The organism is Nocardioides sp. P4_G10 (assembly GCF_056401175.1).
Map to the genome: position 1 here is coordinate 64,846 of NZ_JBFUJV010000007.1, position 18,816 is coordinate 83,661.

General features: G+C 69.6%; 9 protein-coding genes. 7 read left to right on the forward strand and 2 right to left on the reverse strand.

Features of this window, described 5'->3' with window-relative positions:
- Nucleotides 1-11: 11 nt before the first annotated feature.
- Entirely contained in the window at nucleotides 12-1,460 is a 1,449-nt protein-coding gene (locus AC1DP1_RS10130; protein ID WP_477506751.1) for a cytochrome ubiquinol oxidase subunit I, read from the reverse strand.
- 91 nt (nucleotides 1,461-1,551) lie between these two features.
- Here AC1DP1_RS10130 and AC1DP1_RS10135 point away from each other — a divergent pair, with 91 nt between their 5' ends.
- The gene (locus AC1DP1_RS10135) at nucleotides 1,552-1,941 is read left to right on the forward strand and encodes a BlaI/MecI/CopY family transcriptional regulator (protein ID WP_477506752.1); all 390 of its coding nucleotides are present in this window, start codon (nucleotides 1,552-1,554) and stop codon (nucleotides 1,939-1,941) included.
- A 9-nt stretch (nucleotides 1,942-1,950) separates the two neighbouring features.
- A complete protein-coding gene (locus tag AC1DP1_RS10140; RefSeq protein WP_477506753.1) occupies nucleotides 1,951-2,817 on the forward strand; it encodes a M56 family metallopeptidase in 867 nt (288 codons plus the stop codon).
- An 83-nt stretch (nucleotides 2,818-2,900) separates the two neighbouring features.
- On the opposite strand, the gene AC1DP1_RS10145 is transcribed toward AC1DP1_RS10140, so the two are convergent.
- Entirely contained in the window at nucleotides 2,901-6,344 is a 3,444-nt protein-coding gene (locus AC1DP1_RS10145; RefSeq protein ID WP_477506754.1) for a M4 family metallopeptidase, read from the reverse strand.
- Nucleotides 6,345-6,527: 183 nt separating this feature from the next.
- On the opposite strand from AC1DP1_RS10145, the gene AC1DP1_RS10150 reads away from it, so the two are divergent.
- From AC1DP1_RS10150 to AC1DP1_RS10170, 5 genes are all read left to right on the forward strand, one after another.
- Nucleotides 6,528-9,167, forward strand: a complete 2,640-nt coding sequence (locus AC1DP1_RS10150) for an FtsK/SpoIIIE family DNA translocase (protein ID WP_477506755.1) — start codon at nucleotides 6,528-6,530, stop codon at nucleotides 9,165-9,167.
- The gene (locus tag AC1DP1_RS10155; protein ID WP_477506756.1) at nucleotides 9,167-10,867 is read left to right on the forward strand and encodes a helix-turn-helix domain-containing protein; all 1,701 of its coding nucleotides are present in this window, start codon (nucleotides 9,167-9,169) and stop codon (nucleotides 10,865-10,867) included. Before AC1DP1_RS10150 ends, AC1DP1_RS10155 begins: the two co-directional genes overlap by 1 nt.
- Nucleotides 10,868-11,057: 190 nt before the next feature.
- A complete protein-coding gene (gene rimO / locus AC1DP1_RS10160; protein ID WP_457190373.1) occupies nucleotides 11,058-12,518 on the forward strand; it encodes a 30S ribosomal protein S12 methylthiotransferase RimO in 1,461 nt (486 codons plus the stop codon).
- Nucleotides 12,515-13,129 (forward strand): CDP-diacylglycerol--glycerol-3-phosphate 3-phosphatidyltransferase, encoded by a 615-nt coding sequence (gene pgsA / locus AC1DP1_RS10165; RefSeq protein WP_457190320.1) that lies wholly within the window; start codon nucleotides 12,515-12,517, stop codon nucleotides 13,127-13,129. The genes rimO and pgsA overlap by 4 nt, the downstream gene beginning before the upstream one ends.
- A 144-nt stretch (nucleotides 13,130-13,273) precedes the next feature.
- The gene (locus AC1DP1_RS10170; RefSeq protein ID WP_477506757.1) at nucleotides 13,274-18,691 is read left to right on the forward strand and encodes an ExeM/NucH family extracellular endonuclease; all 5,418 of its coding nucleotides are present in this window, start codon (nucleotides 13,274-13,276) and stop codon (nucleotides 18,689-18,691) included.
- Nucleotides 18,692-18,816: the final 125 nt, after the last annotated feature.

Genomic DNA, 18,816 nt, shown 5'->3' on the forward strand with positions numbered 1-18,816 from the left:
CCGGCGGGCGGTCAGTAGGCGAAGGTGAGCGGGGCGTCCTCGTCGTCGGAGCCGCCGACCTTGACGCGCGGTGGTTCCAGATAGGGATCGGCGCCCTTGTTGACGTAGGTGACGAGGAGCTTGACCTCGATCACCGCGAGCACGGCGTAGAGCGAGGTGAGCACGACGAGCGACGTGGCGGCCTCGAAGACCGAGACGCCGGGCGAGACGCCGGACTCGGTGGTCATCAGCCCGAAGACGACCCACGGCTGGCGGCCCATCTCGGTGAAGATCCATCCCCACGACGACGCGAGCGTGGTCGCGATCGGCAGGCTGAGCCCGAGCACTCCGAGCCAGCGGACGCCGGGCGTACGCCCCTTGCGCGTCAGCCACAGGATGAGTGCCGAGCCGGCCGCGGCGAACATGCCGAGGCCCATCATGAAGCGGAACGACCAGTAGGTCACCGGGATCACCGGGGTGTAGTCACCCTCGGTGAAGGCCGTCGAGGACGGGTCCGAGCCGTAGGTCTGGGCGTACTGCTCGCGCAGCGGGTTGATGCCCTCGACCTTTCCGTCGAACGAGCCGGTGCCGAGGAAGGACAACAGGCAGGGGACCGTGACGGCGAACTTCTCCTCCTTCCCGTCGGGGGTGCCGAGGGTGAAGACGGAGAACGGCGCGCAGCTCTCGCTGGTCTCGTAGAGGCCCTCCGCGGCAGCCATCTTCATCGGCTGCACCTCGGTCATCACCTTGCCCTGCAGGTCGCCGGTGACGGCCACGCCGATGCCGGCGAGCAGGGTGATGACCGCGCCGATGCGGATGGCGCGGTGGTACATCGGACGGTCGGCCTCGTGCTTCTTCTTCATGTAGAGGTAGGCCGAGACCCCGAGCAGGAAGGTGCCCGCGGTCATGTACGCCGCGAAGATCACGTGCGGGAACGTCACCACCTGGACCTTGTTGAACATCACCGCCCAGAAGTCGGTCAGCTCGGCGCGGCCGGTGTCGGGGTTGAAGACGTAGCCCACCGGGTGCTGCATCCAGGAGTTGGCCGCGAGGATGAAGTACGACGACGCGAGGGTGCCGAGGTGCACCAGCCACATGCAGGCGGCGTGCAGGCCGCGGGGGAGCTTGTCCCAACCGAAGATCCAGAGGCCGAGGAAGGTCGACTCGAGGAAGAAGGCCAGCAGCCCCTCGATCGCGAGCGGCGCCCCGAAGACGTCGCCGACGAAGCGCGAGTAGTCCGACCAGTTCATCCCGAACTGGAACTCCTGGACGATCCCGGTCACGACGCCGATGGCGAAGTTGATGAGGAAGAGCTTGCCGAAGAACTTCGTCAGCCGGAGGTAGTCCTCCTTGCCGGTGCGCAGCCACGCGGTCTCCAGCCCCGCGATGACTGCGGTGAGTCCGATCGTCAACGGCACGAACAGGAAGTGGTAGACGGTGATGATCCCGAACTGCCACCGGGCGATGTCGAGGACGTCCATGGGACCCTTTCGGCGAAGGAGTTACTACAAAGTGTAGTAGATACTACGCCGTGTCGTACTTCGCGGGTCAGGGCCCCTAGACTCCTGTTCCATGAGTCCAAGGTCCCGGATGGGAGAGCTCGAGCAGGCCGTCCTCGAGACGCTGTGGGACCTCGACGGCACCGATGCTGAGCGCCCGGGGGCCAGTGGCCGCGCCGTGCACGACCGGCTCCAGGGGCGCGACGGCCGCGACCTGGCCTACACGACCGTGATGACCGTGCTCGACCGCCTGGCCCGCAAGGACGTCGTGGTCCGCGAGCGCGACGGACGAGCGTTCCGCTACGCACCACGACTCACCCGGGCCGCGATGACCGCCGAGGTCATGCACGAGGCGCTCGAGGGCACGCGCGGCGACCGCGAGCAGGCCCTGGTGTCGTTCGTGGGGGAGGCCAGCGCCGAGGACCTCGCGGCCCTGCGACGCGCCCTCGACGACCTGGCCTGACCGCCGGCGATGCCGACCCCTGTCGTGCTCGGCGTGCTCGCCGTGCTCCTGGCCGGCCCACTGCCGTGGGTGCTCTCCCGCTGGACCGGGCTCCGTCGTACGTCGGCCGCCGCGATGCTGCTCTGGCAGAGCGCCGCGCTGGCCGCCGTCCTCGCCGCGCTCGGTGCCGGGCTGTCGCTGGTGACCGCGCACCTCTGGGAGGACCCGGTCGGCCCCGCCGACGTCGTCGTGGCCGGTCTCGCCGGAGCAGTCACCGTGGTCGTACTGGCGCGGCTCCTGCTGAGCGGGCACCGCACCGGTACCTCGCTGCGCCGGATGCGACGTCTGCACCGCGAGCGGGTCGACCTGGTCGCCCAGGTGGACGGGGGAGTCTCGGTCCTCGACCACGACGTGCCGGTGGCCTACTGCGTGCCCGGCATGAGCCGCTCGCGCATCGTCGTGTCCCGCTCGACCCTGACCCGCCTCGCGCCGGCCGAGCTCGGCGCCGTCCTCGAGCACGAGCGCTCGCATCTGCGGTCACGCCACGACCTGGTGCTGGAGGCCTTCACGGTCCTGCACCTGGCGTTCCCGCGATGGGTCGCCAGTGCGTCGGCCCGCCGCGAGGTCGAGGTGCTCGTCGAGGTGCTCGCCGACCGTGCGGCGTGCCGGACGGGCGGTCGCCGGGACCTGGTCTCCGCGCTGGTCACCCTGGCGGGGTCGCCGGCGCCCGCCGGGTCTCTCGGGTCGGCCGGGTCGAGCCTCGCCGCCCGGGTCGAGGTGCTGCGCGACACGCGCCCGCACCCGTGGCAGTCGGCAGCGGTGTCCGTGCTCGCGGCGGCCATCCTGGCCCTGCCCACGCTCCTGGTGGTGCTGCCCTGGCTGGACCGCCTGGTCTGAGCCGGGCCGGACAGCACCGAGGGCCCCGGCGGAGATCCGCCGAGGCCCTCGGGTGTGTCAGGTGGTGCGGTCGGTGACCGGGGTCAGCGACGCTTGATGCGGAAGGTCAGCTTGTCCTTGCTGCCCTCGACCAGCTGGGAGCCCTTGTAGATGACGACCAGCTTGTGCGTGCCGGCCCCGTAGTTCTTGCGGACCGTCATCACCGCCCGTCCGTCATCGAGCTTCCGGGTGCCGACCTTCTTGCCGTCGATCCGGAAGACGACCTTGCTCCTGGGGACGAGGTGTGCCTTGGTGCGGAGCTTCCCGATGACCGTGAAGTCGTGGTTGAACCTGGGGCTCTTGGGGGAGACCTTGGCGATCGCCCTGGAGCTGACCTTCTTGACCTTGCCCGCGACGGTCGCGGTGAAGGTCGTGCTTGCCGGCGCCAGCGTGTCGGTGCCGAGGTAGGCGGCCGTCAACGTGTGCGTGCCTGCAGGCAGGGTTGCCGGCAGGGGCACGTTGGCGGAGCCGTCCGCGGCCAGCGTGGCGCGACCGAGCTCGGTGCCGTCAGCCTTCTTCACGACGACGGTGCCCGTCGGGGCCGTGCCGGTGGATCCGTCGCGCGAGACGGTGACCTTGGCCGAGGAGGCCTGGCCCGCCTTGGACGGCTCCGGGACGTGCGTCGCCGCGACCTTGGTCGCCACCTTGCAGATGGTGACCTTCATGTTGTCGACCCACCAGCCGGTGATGCCGCCGCAGCCGTCGCGACCGATGTCGAGGCGGAACTGGATCTTGTCACCGCTCTTGACGTTGAGGCGGCCGAGGTCCACGACGGACGTCCCCCACTTGGTGGTGAGCTGGCCACCGTCGGAGCCGGTGAAGGCCGGCTCGCCCGCCATCGGGTTGGTGTTGCCCGCAGAGGCGGGGAGCAGCGTCCGGGGCGCGTTGAAGGCGTACGCCGAAGCCGGGATGGCCTCGAACGCGCCTCCGTTGATGCTCGCCTTGACGTTGCCGCCGTCCACGTCGAGCTCGGTCGCGACCGAGTGCTCGAAGGAGAGACGCTCCCCGGTCAGTGCGCCGGCGGGCATCGTGATGGCCGGGCTGATGATCGAGTCGCGGCTGGAGAAGTCACCGGGGCCGTTGACGCACTGACCGAGGCGGCCGTCGGCGTTGCCGAAGGCGACCCGGCTCGAGTGCCCCACGGCGTCGGTGACGGTCGTCCACGGACGCGCGATGCCGCCCGTGTAGACGATCTGCTGATCGGTGCCCCATCCGGCGAGCCCGTCCTCGAAGTCCTCGCTCCACACGACGGACTCGGAGAACCCGGTGCCGCACGACACCTTGCCCTCGTTGAACAGCGGCTGGAAGTTGCACTGGGTGGGCTCCCTGCGCAGCTCCACCGCCGCAGCGACGTTGTCGACCTGGGCGCAGTCGGCAGCCGTGACCGGGGTGGCGGCCACCGGGGTGGCGTTGGGCACGACGGTCAGCTTGTTGATCGGCTGGCCGGTCAGGTCGCGGCACGCAGAGGCCAGGGCGTCCGCGTGGTCGGTGAAGTCCGACGTGGGCGTCTGGTACGCGGTCATGGCGCGGTAGTAGATCGCCGCGGCCTTGTCGAGACCGATGCCCGTGACAGCCACGCCGTTGGACGTGCCACCGTCGACCAGCAGGGCGTAGCCGTGGTTGGGCACACCGGAGTTGGTGTGCACGCCACCGGCGTCACTCGTGTCGCACTGGTACTCGACGTCAGAGACCTTGCCGGGGTCGCCGGCGCAGGTCGGCATCCACATGTCGCGGATGGCGCCACCAAAGGCCGTGGACTTCTCGCCCATGAGCCAGCGGTAGGAGTTGTCGGTCTGGGCGGTGCCGGACAGACGGATCGTGCCGTTGACCGCACTCTTGGTGAGACCGGCCACGATACGCTGGCCGTCGGCCTGCGAGATGCCCACGACGGGGATGTCGAGCGGCGGGTTGATACCGCCACCGGGGGCGAAGGGCCCGCCACCACCGCTGTTGTAGAGGATCACGCCGACCGCACCGGCAGCCTTCAGGTTCTGCGCCTTGACGGTGAAGGCGCAGGTGCCGCGCTGGACCATGCCGATCTTGCCGTTGACGGCAGCCGCGTTGGTGAGCGGGGAGCAACCGTCGTTGGTGGCCGGTCCGGCCGTGTCGGCCGGGTCGAGGCCGAGGACGATGTCCTGGGTCACGCCCGTGGTGCTCGGCTGGGCGGCCCAGCTGGCGCTTCCGGCGACGCAGACCTTGGCCACGTTGGCGGGAGAGTTGAGGACGACCTGGACCGCGCGCGGGCCGGCGCTGGCGCACAGGCCGTCGGTGCGCTTGACGGTGAGGTCACCCTCGCCGTCGTCGAGCTTGCCGTTGATCAGGTCGATCGTCTCGCCCCAGATGTCGGAGTACGACTCGTTGAGGGCGCCGGCCTGCCACTGGTAGATGAGGCCGTGGGTGTACTCGGTGTAGGCGTGACCCCACTCGTGGGCGACGACGTCGTCGGAGGTGACACCGTTGCAGTAGTTGGTGGTCGTGCCGTTCCAGTTCGCGTTGGGGCAGCTGATCCGGCCGTCGTTGTTGACGGTCGTCATCGTGTGGCCCGCGGCGTCGTAGGAGTCGCGGTTGAAGACGTCCTTGAAGAACCAGTAGGCGTCCCCGGTGAAGTTGACCTCGTTCTGCTGGTCCTGGTTGAGGGTGCCCGGGAACGGGTCGCCCTCCTGCCACACCTGGGTGAAGGTGGCCGGGTTGCTCGAGCCGTTCGCCTCGATGAGGCGTCGGCTGAGCGCGCTGTCCACGAGGGAGTAGCGGTTGACCGGCTTGCCGGTGTTGGCGTCCAGGAGGACGACGTCGCGGATCGAGTCGCCGTTGCCGACCTCGGTGTACCAGGCCAGGACGGAGTCCCCGGTCTCGCCCTTGGTCGAGCCCTTGCGGTAGATCACCAGGCGCGGGTCACTCGCCTCGAGGTCGGCGGTGCTGTCGGCGCCGTCATCGGTGGCCGGCGGCTGGGCCGTGACCACGCCGACGGCGTTCTTCGCGGCCGTGCCCGCGGAGACGCGCGGGTCGACGGAGAGCGAGAGGTCGGGGGCGGCGAATCCGTTGACCGAGGTCAGGTCGCCCTGCTCGTCGACCTGCGCACGCAGCATGGAGCCGAAGACGTCGACACCCTGGTAGCTCTGGGTGTAGGTGACGGTCCAGCCGGAGTTCGGAGTGGCGTCCACACCGACTCGTCGGAGCTCGTCCGGTCGCGCGCCGAAGTTGGTCGCGTAGCGGTCGAGGTAGGCGTCCGCCTTGTCCCGCGCCGCGTCGAGCGAGTCGCCCGCGACGGACGGGAGCAGGTCTCCGTTGCCCTTCACGCGGATGAAGCCGACCTTGTTGGTCGCTCCTTCCCGCGACACGGCGACCTCGCCGCTGGCCCGGTCGGCCATGGCTGCGACGCCGTTGTTGTCGGCCTGTGCGGCCGGTGCAGCCTGCGCTCCGATGGCGGGGACAGCGGCAAGGCCTGCCCCCACGACGGCGAGCGCAAGTCCTCTGTTGAGGATCTTCACTCCGTTTCCTCCGATTCGAGTCGCACTCGGAGTCTGAAGCGCCCGAGTGACCTGGGTCACCATAAGTAGGACGTCCGACAATTGGGAAGGGCGACATCCCGAACTCCCCCCTCAGGGGTGCTCGTGGCGACACGCACCCGTGTGGTCCCTGTGACGGGTGTGACGTGGCCGTAGGGTCTGACCATGGCGACCCGTACGTCTTCCCCGCCGGGGTCGCGGAGCTCGAGCACGTCTGGATCCAAGCGCACCACCAAGGGTTCGAGCACCCGATCACGGAGTACCAGCAAGCGCCCCGCCCCTCGCTCTTCAGCGAAGGGCCGGAGCGGCTCGAGCGCGCGCCCGGCACCTCGTGCCGTCAGGAGCGGACCCGGTCCGGTCGCGCGCAGCTTCGGCATGCTCGGGCGAGGTGTCGCAGCGGTGTGGCTCGGCATCGCCCACGCCGTCGGCTCGGTCGCGCGGTCGATCGGGCAGTCCGCCCGCGACCTCGACCCCGAGCACCGCCGCGACGGCGTCGGCCTGTTCCTCTTCGGCCTCGCCATGGTCGTGGCCGCAGCCGTGTGGTGGCAGCTGCCCGGCGGAGTGATGGACTTCGCCCGGTCGGTGACGTCGGGCGCGGTCGGCAAGGTCGGCTGGTTCGTGCCGCTGTTCCTGGTCTACGCCGGCTGGCGCACCCTGCGTGACCCCGAGCGCAACGGTCCTGCCGGTCGACAGGTCATCGGGTGGGCCGCCTTCACGCTCGGGCTGCTCGGCATCGTGCACATCGCCAACGGCAACCCGCAGCCGGTGCTCGGCGACGCCACCAACCTGCAGGAGGCCGGCGGCGCCGTCGGCTACGTCACCTCGAGCCTGCTGCTCGACCTCATGCAGACGACGTACGTCGTCGTGCCGCTGCTGGCGCTGCTGGCCCTCTTCGGCGTCCTGATCATCACCGCGACGCCCGTCTACCAGGTGCCGGTCCGGCTCGCCGAGCTGCGCGACAAGGCACTCGGCCGCACCCCGGCCGTCGAGGCCGAGGGCGACGAGCCCACCAAGCCGGTGCGCCAGCGCCGCCGCTCGATGCTGGACGACGACATCGACCCCGAGATGGGCGACCCCGCCTACGACAGCCCGGTCCTCAGCGACCGCGAGCTGCGCAAGCGTCGCAAGAAGAAGGAGGTCGAGCCCCAGGAGGACTACGGGATCGACCTGTTCGCCGACCCGATCGACTCGGGTGACTCCTCGGCAGACGCCCCCACCGCGGTCACCCCGGCCGTGGCCCCCGCCGCGGCGGGCGGCAAGGACGACACCGGTCCGGTCGAGCCGCCGCCGCACACACCGCTGCCGGCCCGCGTGGAGCAGCTCGCGCTGTCGGGCGACATCACGTACTCGCTGCCCGACAACTCCTCGCTCAAGCCCGGCTCGCCGCACAAGGCGCGCTCCAAGGCCAGCGACGCGGTCGTCGAGCGGCTGATGCAGGTGATGGACGAGTTCGGCATCGACGCCACCGTCACCGGCTACACCCGCGGTCCGACGGTCACCCGCTACGAGGTCGAGCTCGGCCCCGCGGTGAAGGTCGAGAAGGTCACGGCGCTGTCGAAGAACATCGCCTACGCCGTGGCGTCCGCCGACGTCCGCATCCTCAGCCCGATCCCCGGCAAGTCGGCGATCGGTATCGAGATCCCCAACGTCGACAAGGAGATCGTCTCCCTCGGCGACGTGCTGCGGTCCACCACGGCCCGCTCGGACCACCACCCGATGGTGGCCGGGCTCGGCAAGGACGTCGAGGGCGGGTTCGTCGTGGCCAACATGGCGAAGATGCCGCACCTGCTGGTCGCCGGTGCGACGGGCTCCGGAAAGTCGAGCTTCATCAACTCGCTGATCACCTCGATCCTGATGCGCTCCACGCCCGACGAGGTGCGGATGATCATGGTCGACCCGAAGCGGGTGGAGCTGAACGCCTACGAGGGCGTGCCGCACCTGATCACCCCGATCATCACCAACCCCAAGAAGGCCGCCGAGGCGCTGGCGTGGGTCGTGCGCGAGATGGACATGCGCTACGACGACCTGGCCAACTTCGGCTTCCGTCACATCGACGACTTCAACAAGGCGGTGCGGGCCGGCAAGGTCGAGGTGCCCGCGGGCAGCGAGCGCACGCTGACGCCGTACCCCTACCTCCTCGTCATCGTCGACGAGCTGGCCGACCTGATGATGGTCTCGCCGCGCGACGTCGAGGACTCGGTCGTCCGCATCACCCAGCTGGCCCGCGCGGCCGGCATCCACCTGGTGCTCGCCACTCAGCGGCCCTCGGTCGACGTGGTGACCGGCCTGATCAAGGCCAACGTGCCGTCCCGGCTCGCGTTCGCGACGAGCTCGCTCGGCGACAGCCGCGTGATCCTCGACCAGCCGGGCGCGGAGAAGCTGGTCGGCCAGGGTGACGGTCTCTTCCTGCCGATGGGCGCGTCCAAGCCGGTGCGTGTCCAGGGCGCGTGGGTCACCGAGGCGGAGATCCACCAGGTCGTCAAGCACTGCAAGGACCAGCTCGAGCCGACCTACGTCGAGGAGGTGACGGCGCCGAAGGAGTCCAAGCGCGAGCTCGACGACGACATCGGCGACGACATGGAGCTCGTGGTGCAGGCCATCGAGCTGATCGTCTCCACGCAGTTCGGCTCGACCTCGATGCTCCAGCGCAAGCTGCGCGTCGGCTTCGCCAAGGCGGGCCGGCTGATGGACATCCTCGAGAGCCGCGGGGTCGTCGGCCCCAGTGAGGGCTCCAAGGCCCGTGACGTCCTGGTCAAGCCGGACGAGCTCGATTCCGTGATCGCCACGTTGGAGGGGGGAGCCTGATGGGCGCCGCAGCAGTGCACGAGGACGACACCACCTGGAACGAGACCGGGGAGCACGAGTCGCTCGCCGTCGCTCCCGACGCGGTGGAGGTACGCCGCAGCGCCGCCGTCGCCGGCGGCGTCGGGCTGACCGCCTCCGCGGTCGCCATCGCCTACCTCGGTCGCGCCACCCAGACCGGGTCGGTGCTCGACTGGGCCTTCGTGCTCGCGATGGGCCTCCTGGGCGCCTACTGGCTCGTGAGCCTCGTCGACGCCCGCACCCCGCTGCTCGTCGCCGATGCGCAGGGGATCCGGATCCGGCTCGGCAGGACCTGGCGTGGGCTGCCCTGGACGGCGGTGCACCACGTGGAGCACACGCCGCGGCAGGGCCTGCTGCGCGACGGCCGCCTGGTCGTCGTACCCCACAACCTCGAGCTGATCGAGGCCGAGCTCACCGGCGCCGGCAAGCGCCACACGAGCATCTCCCGCCTGTTGCACGGCGCCCCGTTCGCCGTCCCGCTCGGGCTCTCGACGCGCGTGATCGGCGCCGACGGCGACCTGACGGAGGCCCTCGGCCGCGTGGCTCGTGACGCCAGCCAGATCGTCGTCCTCGAGCCGGCCGCCGCGGAGGTCGAGGACTCCGAGAACGTCGAGGCTCCCGTCGAGGACGCAGGGACCGTCGACGCTCCCGAGGCCACGGAGGCGTCCGAGGCGCTCGAAGTCCCCGTGGCACCCGTGTCCGCGGAGCCCGAGGTCGTCGTGCCGGTCGTCGTCGCCAGCCCGACGCCGGCCGCGCTCCGCGAGACCGGCGCTGCCCGCCGCTCCGAGGTGCGGCGCGACGTCGTCGTCGACGAGGACGAGCCGGAAGGTCGCGAGCTGCGCCGCCCCGGTCGGGTCAGCCTCGTGGAGGAGACCCAGTCCTGGGGCGACCGCGTCCGCGCGATCGCCCGACCGGGGGAGCCGGTGGAGCCGCTGGTGCTCGACGACTTCGAGGTCGAGCCTGCCGAGGACCCGGTCATCGGTCCCGAGCTCGCCGCGGCCCGCACCCGCCTCGGCCTGACCGTCGACCAGCTGGCCGACCGCACCCGCATCCGTCCGCACGTGATCGAGGCCGTCGAGGTCGACGACTTCGAGCCCTGCGGTGGCGACTTCTACGCGCGTGGCCACCTGCGCACGCTCGCCCGCGTCCTCGGTATCGACGTCGCGCCGCTGCTGGCGTCGTACGACGAGCGCTACGCCCGCGCGCCGATCAACCCGCGTCGCGTCTTCGAGGCCGAGCTCGCCACCGGCGCGCACGGCTCCATCCGCGGCACGCGTGGCGGTCCCAACTGGTCGGTGCTCGTCGCCGTCGTCATGGCCCTCGTGCTCGCCTGGTCGATCGCCCGGCTGGTCATGGACACCCCGCCCGAGCTGCGCGGCGCCACCCCGGTCCTCAACGGCTCCGGCGGCCCGCAGGGCGCCGGCACGGCCCCGCTGGCCGAGAAGGTGGCGGTCGTCGTCAGCGCCGCGTCGGGCGGCGCCCAGGTCGTCGTGCGCGACGGCGCGGGGGAGCAGGTCTTCAAGGGCAACCTCGCCGTGGGCCAGACCCGCGAGCTCAAGGCCTCGCCCCCGGTGCGCGTGATGTCCTCCGACGGTGCCGTCACCGTCTCGCTGGCCGGCGGCGACGCCCGCCCGGTCGGCGAGCCCGGCGTCGCCGGTCAGGGCACCTTCGTCACCGACTGATGCCCGCCCGCTCTCCAGCGATCCCCGGTCAGCCGGGGATCGCTGAGGTTGTCGGCCCGTGCACGGCCTGACAAGCTCAGGAAGTGCCGGTCAGCCGGGGATCACGTGGGCCCGGGATGGCAGTCCGCACGGCCGGAACGGGCATACTCACGGTGCGATGACGATTGATACAGACCTTCCCCTGACCCCGCTGAACGTTGCTGTGGTCACCCTCGGGTGCGCCCGCAACGAGGTCGACTCCGAGGAGCTCGCCGGACGGCTCGAGGCCGGCGGCTTCGTGCTGGTCGACGACGCGGAGGACGCCGACACCGTCGTGGTCAACACCTGCGGCTTCGTCGAGGCCGCGAAGAAGGACTCGGTCGACACGCTGCTCGAGGCGGCCGACCTCAAGGCGTCCGCCGGCCACGGCGGCCGCGCGCAGGCCGTCGTCGCGGTGGGCTGCCTGGCCGAGAGGTACGGCAAGGACCTCGCCGAGTCGCTCCCCGAGGCCGACGCGGTCCTCGGCTTCGACGACTACCCCGACATCGCGGCCCGCCTGCGGGCGATCGTGGCGGGGGAGACCCACCACCCGCACACGCCGTCCGACCGCCGGCGGCTGCTGCCGATCTCGCCGGTCGACCGCGACGCCTCCGGGATCTCGGTGCCGGGGCACCAGGACCAGCCCGCGGTCGGTGACGTCGCCGAGATAGGTGCCGGTGCTCCCGCGACGGGCCCTCGCGCCGTACGCCGTCGCCTCGACGCCGGCCCGATGGCGCCCCTCAAGCTCGCCAGCGGTTGCGACAGGCGCTGCACCTTCTGCGCCATCCCGAGCTTCCGCGGCTCGTTCGTGAGCCGTCGTCCGAGCGACGTCCTGCAGGAGGGCCAGTGGCTGGCCACGCAGGGCGTCAAGGAGCTCTTCCTCGTCAGCGAGAACTCCACGTCCTACGGCAAGGACCTGGGCGACCTCCGCCTGCTGGAGACGCTGCTGCCCGAGCTGAGCGGCATCGACGGCATCGAGCGGGTGCGCGTGTCCTACCTGCAGCCCGCCGAGACGCGCCCCGGCCTGATCGAGGCGATCGCGTCGACGCCCGGCGTGGTGCCCTACTTCGACCTGTCCTTCCAGCACGCCAGCGCCTCGGTGCTGCGGCGGATGCGCCGGTTCGGTGATCCTGACAGCTTCCTCGGCCTGCTCGAGCAGATCCGCTCGCTGGCCCCGCTGGCCGGCGTACGGTCCAACGTCATCGTCGGCTTCCCGGGCGAGACCGAGGACGACCTGCAGACCCTGTGCGACTTTCTGGTCGAGGCCCGGATGGACGTCACGGGCGTGTTCGGCTACTCCGACGAGGACGGCACCGAGGCCGCGGGCTTCGCCGACGACGTCAAGCTCGACGAGGACGAGATCCGTGCCCGCACCGAGCACGTCACCACTCTCGTCGAGGAGCTCAACGCCCAGCGCGCCGAGGAGCGCGTCGGCGAGCAGGTGGTCGTGCTGGTCGAGTCCGTCGACGACGACGTCGTGGAGGGCCGGGCGGCCCACCAGGGACCGGAGGTCGACGGTACGACGATGCTGACCGACGCCGCTCGCGCGGGCGTCGGCGACCTGGTGACGGCCACTGTCACGGGCACCGACGGCGTCGACCTGATCGCTCGCACGGACGGAGTCCCGGCATGACCACCGACCACCAGGTCTCCAACTTCAACATCGCCAACGTGCTGACAGTGCTGCGCATCGCCATGGTGCCGCTCTTCGGCTGGGCGCTGCTCTACGACGGCGGCAACGACCCGACGTGGCGCTGGATCGCGTTCGGGCTGTTCGCGGTCGCGATGATCACCGACAAGATCGACGGCGACCTCGCGCGCAAGCACAACCTGATCACCGACTTCGGCAAGATCGCCGACCCGATCGCCGACAAGGCCATCACGGGCATGGCCTTCATCGGCCTCTCGATCGTCGGCGACATCTGGTGGTGGGTGACGATCATCGTGCTGCTGCGCGAGTGGAGCGTGACCCTGCTGCGCCTGTCGATCCTCAAGGACGTCGTCATCGCCGCCGCGCAGAGCGGCAAGATCAAGACCGTCCTGCAGGCCGTCGCGCTCGCCGGCCTCATCATGCCGTTGCCCCACGGCGATGCGCACGGAGGGGCCTTCGACTTCTGGCCCGGAATGCTGGGCGAGGCCCTCTTCTACCTCGCGCAGGCCATGCTCGCGGCGGCCGTCGCGATGACGATGTGGTCCGGCTACGAGTTCCTCCGCGACGTCCGCAGGCAGCGAATCCGCCCCTAAGGGGGTGGAATATCAGCACTCGCCAACTCGCGCAGTGACATTTCGTCACCACTTGGCCAGCATTCGTTTGGCCGGTACTGCCGCAAATGTCGGCTGAGTGGGTGAGGATGCGACGGTCACATCACCCGAACACCCGGAGCACACATGCGCACACCCGCGCTCCCCTCGTCGCGTCACATCGCGGTAGGAGCCGGTCTGGCCGTCCTGGCCGCCGGACTCACCCCGATAGCAGCAGCATCCGCGAATCCAGCCGGCACCAACTTGGTCATCAGTGAGGCCTATGGGGGTGGTGGCAACACCGGCGCCACCCTGAAGAACGACTTCATCGAACTCTTCAACCCCACCGGCAGCGCGATCAGCGTGTCGGGAATGTCCGTTCAGTACCGCTCCTCCGGAGGGACGGGAACGGGGTTCACCAATCTCACCGGTTCGGTTCCGGCACACGGTCACTATCTGATTCAGCAGGCCGCAGGCACGGGAGGAACCGAAGACCTCCCGGCCCCGGACGCCACGGGATCGCTCACCATGAGCGGGACCGCGGGGTCCGTTGCGCTGGTGACGGGGACCGGAACAGTCGCGCCGACCGCCGGCAACACGATCGACCTCGTCGGTTTCGGCGGGGCGACGCTACGGGAGGGCACGGCTGCTCCTGCTCCGAGCAACACCACCTCGGTGTCCCGCGACGGTGCGCGCAAGGACACCGACGACAACTCAGTTGACTTCACCGTCCAGACCCCTGCGCCGCAGAACAGCTCGGTGATCAACACGCCCCAGACCGTCTCGGTCAGCGCCACGGACCAGAGCTTCGTGGTCGACCAGGCAATCACGCCGTTCACCGTCACTGCGACGGGCGGCAACGAGCCCTACGCGTGGACCGCCACCGGTCTGCCGGCCGGCCTGTCGATCGACGCGACCAGCGGTCAGGTGACTGGCACGCCGACCACGGTCGGCACTTCCCCCGTGACGGTCACCGCGACCGACGCTGACGATGCGACGGGGTCCACGACGTTCACCATCGCCGTCACGCCGGCCGCTGGCGCCGTCACCCCGATCGCGGAGATCCAGGGCACTGGTGCGACCACCCCGCTCGACGGTCAGACCCTCACCACGCAGGGCGTCGTCACGGCGTCGTACCCGACCGGTGGCCTCAACGGCTTCTACATCCAGACCCCTGGCGCCGACACGGCCAACGCCTCGGACGCCATCTTCGTCTACGGCGGCACCACGGGCTTCTCGAGCTACCCGGCAGTGGGTGACTCGGTCAAGGTGACCGGTGACGCGGCCGAGTTCTCGGGCGCCACCCAGATCGTCTCCACCAACTCGGGAGTCACGTCGATCCCCGCACTGGGCGATGTCGCCCCGAAGACCGACATCCCCGGCACTGACTGCGCGCTGCCCGGCACCACCTGCCTGACCGGTGCTGCGCTCGATGACGCACGCGAGGTCGTCGAGGGCGAGCTGTTCAAGCCGACCGCCCCGTGGACCGCAACCGACGTCTACGACGGCGGCCCGTACTACAACGACGGCTCGAACTCGACGTCGTTCCGCGGCGAGCTCGGTGTCGTGGCCAACAGCAGCAAGCCGCTGGTGGCGCCGACCGAGGTCATCGACGCGCAGGCGACCGCCCAGGTCGCGGAGCGCAAGCGCTACAACGACGCGCACCGGATCATCCTCGACGACGGCTCGTCGTGGACGTACTCCACCACTCAGAACAGCGACAAGCCCTTCCCGTGGTTCACCAAGGACCACAGCGTGYGCGTGGGCTCGTCGATCACGTTCCCGAAGCCCGTCGTGTTCACCTACGGCTTCAACGCGTGGCGGATCCTGCCGCAGTCGCAGGTGGTCGGTGACCCCACTGGCACGATCAACTTCAGCCAGACCCGGCCGGCTGCCCCCGAGAACGTGGGCGGCGACCTGAAGCTGGCGACGTTCAACGTCCTGAACTTCTTCCCCACCACGGGTCAGGAGTTCGTCGCCCTCGGCGGCGGGCGCACGTGCTCGTTCTTCAACGACCGCGCGGGGAACCCGATCTCCAACAACCAGTGCAACCCCAGCGGACCTCGCGGGGCGGCCAACGACGCGAACCTTGTCAGGCAGCGGGACAAGATCGTCGCGGCGATCAACACCGCCGACGCCGACATCGTTTCGCTCGAGGAGCTCGAGAACTCGGTGCAGTTCGGCAAGGACCGTGACTTCGCGATCAACGAGCTGGTCTCGGCCCTCAACGCGGACGCCGGCGCGGGCACCTGGGCCGCGGTCCCGTCACCCGCGGCGAGCGAGCTGCCCCCGCTCAGTGAGCAGGACGTGATCCGCAACGGATTCATCTACCAGCCGGCCAACGTCGCGCTGGTCGGGGAGTCCGACGTCCTGGCCGACCTCTCCACGGGAACCGAGGCGTTCGCCGACGCCCGTGAGCCCGTCGCCCAGGCGTTCAAGCAGGTCGGAACGGCTGACGCCGAGGCCTTCGCCGTCATCGTCAACCACTTCAAGTCGAAGGGCTCCGGCACGGCAGACCCCAACGGTCAGGGCAACGCGAACGACCGTCGGGTCCTGCAGGCCAACGCGCTCGTGACGTTCGCCAACGAGTTCAAGACCGCTCGAGGCATCTCGCGCGTCTTCCTCGCCGGTGACTTCAACGCCTACTCCGAGGAGGACCCGATCCAGGTCCTCAAGGACGCCGGCTACACGAACCTCGAGTCGTCCAGCAAGCCCGAGGAGGAGACCTACAACTTCGACGGCATGGTCGGTTCGCTCGACCACGTGCTCGCCAACGCGGCGGCCTTCGCCGACGTGAACGCGGTCGACATCTGGGACATCAACGGCTACGAGTCGGTCTACTACGAGTACGCCCGGTTCAACACCAACGTCACCAACCTCTACGCGCCCAACCCGTTCCGTTCCTCCGACCACAGCCCGGAGATCGTGGGCATCAACACCTCTCCTGCGGCGCCCGCGCCGGTGGACGTGCAGATCCTGGCGACCAACGACTTCCACGGCCGGATCGCCAACGACCCGACCTCGGCAGCAGCTGGTGCCGCGGCCATGGCCGGGGCCGTCAAGTCGCTCCGCAACACCAACCCGAACACGGTGTTCGCGGCGGCCGGTGACCTCATCGGTGCCTCGACCTTCGAATCGTTCATCGACAACGACAAGCCGACCATCGATGCCCTCAACTCTGCGGGTCTCGAGGTCTCGGCTGCGGGCAACCACGAGTTCGACCAGGGGTACGACGACCTGATCAACCGCGTGATGGCGCCCTACAACGCGACGACGAACCCCCAGGGTGGTGCGAACTGGGAGTACATCGCCGCCAACGTCAAGCTGCGTGCCGACGGTGCGGACGCCCTGACGCCGTCGTGGACCAAGACCATGGACGGTGTCGAGGTCGGCTTCGTGGGTGCGGTCACCGAGCACCTTCCCGAGCTGGTCACCCCCAGCGGCATCGCCGAGATCCAGGTGACGGACATCGTCACCGCGGTCAACGAGGAGGCCGACGAGCTGAAGGCCGACGGGGCCGACGTCATCGTCATGCTGGTGCACGAGGGCTCGGGCAGCACGGCCTGTGCAGAGATGGACGACGACCCGACGTCCGACTTCGGCAGCATCATCACCGGCGTCAACGACAACGTCGACGCGATCGTCTCCGGCCACACCCACCTGGAGTACAACTGCTCCTTCCCGGTGGCCGGCTGGGCCGACCGTGCCGTCAAGGAGCGCCCCGTGGTCTCTGCGGGCCAGTACGGCGCGGCTCTCAACCAGATCGTCTTCACGGTCGACCCCACCACGGGTGAGATCCAGGACAAGGCTCAGGCCGTGCTCAAGCTGAAGGCCGCCAACGGCGGTCCCTTCAACTACACCCCCGACGCCCCGACCCAGACGATCGTGGACGCCGCGGTCGCCAAGGCCGATGTCCTCGGTGCACGTCCGCTGGGCAAGATCGGTGCGGCCTTCAACCGGGCCAAGTTCGCTGGTGGCACCGCAGAGAACCGCGGTGGCGAGTCGACCCTGGGCAACCTGGTCGCGGAGATCCAGCGGTGGGCCACGCGTGGCTCGGAGTCCGGTGCGGCGCAGATCGCGTTCATGAACCCCGGTGGTCTGCGTACGGACCTGCCGGGTGGCATCACCGGCGAGACGGGCTATCCCAGGACGGTGACCTACAAGCAGGCCGCCAACGTCCAGCCTTTCGCCAACACGCTGGTGAACATGGACCTGACGGGTGCCCAGATCAAGGCGACGCTCGAGCAGCAGTGGCAGGCAGCGGGTGCGGCTCGACCGTTCCTCAAGCTGGGCATGTCGAAGGGCTTCGAGTACACCTACGACCCCTCGAAGTCGCAGGGCAACCGCATCCAGAAGATGTGGCTCAACGGCACCGAGATCGAGCCGGCCACCGTCTACTCGGTGACGGTGAACTCGTTCCTCGCCACTGGCGGTGACGGTTTCGCGGCGCTCAACGGCGGTTCGGGCAAGCAGGACACCGGCAAGTCGGACCTGCAGGCCCAGGTGGACTACTTCAGCGAGTTCGCCAACGCCGCCGAGGGCGACGACCCGCTCCCGATCGACTACAAGCAGCAGGCCGTGGGCGTCAAGCTCCCGGCCGGTGCCCCGGCGAGCTACGCGATCGGCGACCACGTTGCCTTCGACCTCTCGTCGCTGTCGATGACCGACCCGATGGACCTCCGCGACTCCGAGGTCTCGGTGGAGCTGGGAGACTTCGACCTCGGGTCGTTCCCGGTCACCACGACGCTGAGCGCTCCGGGCAACGCCAACAGCAACGACGAGGCCGGCACCGCGTCGGTCGACGTGACGCTGCCGCCGTGCAGCCCGATCGGTGCGGCGACGCTCACCGTGACGGGCACGGCGACCGGTACGGAGATCGAGGTGCCGATCACCATCACCGGCACTGGCGACGAGTGCATCGCCACCACGGTGTCGGGCACGAACGTCACGATCGAGGAGGGTTCCTCCGGGGCCGTCCAGGTCAAGGTCACCCCGTCCGCTGCGACGGGTGAGGTCGTCCTCGGCCTCGGCCAGATGACGCTCGAGACCACGCTGGTCAACGGTGAGGGCTCCATCGAGCTCGCCGCCGGCGCACTGCCGGTCGGCGTGCACACGCTGCCCATCACCTACACCGGTGACGACCGCTACGCCTCCTCGAGGGGCACGGTCGTGGTCACGGTGACCGCCAAGCCGACGACGCCTCCGACCACCCCGCCGACGACCCCGCCGACGACTCCGCCGACGACCCCGCCGACGACGACTCCCACCCCGGAGCCGGAGAAGGTGGAGCCGAAGCTCAAGGCGGTCAACGCCAAGGGCAAGGTGGGCGAGAAGGTCCGCTTCAAGGTCAAGGTGAAGGCCGGCGACGAGACCGCCACCGGCTGGATCAAGGTCCGGGTCAAGGGCGCCGACAAGGTGTACCGGTTCAAGGTGAAGAACGGTGTGGCGATCGTGAAGCTGCCCGCCTTCAACCGGGCCGGCACCAAGAAGGTTGTCGTGCGTTACCTCGGCAACGACTCGGTCAAGCGCGACAAGACGGTGGTGAAGCTGAAGATCAGGCGCTGACCTGACACAGCACCAGCCGCGGCCCTCGTCCTGCTCAGCAGGACGGGGGCCGTCGGCCATTTCTTGCAGGACTCGACGGAGTTCATCAACATCAAGGTGCGTCGCGGCTGACCCCGTGACCTGAG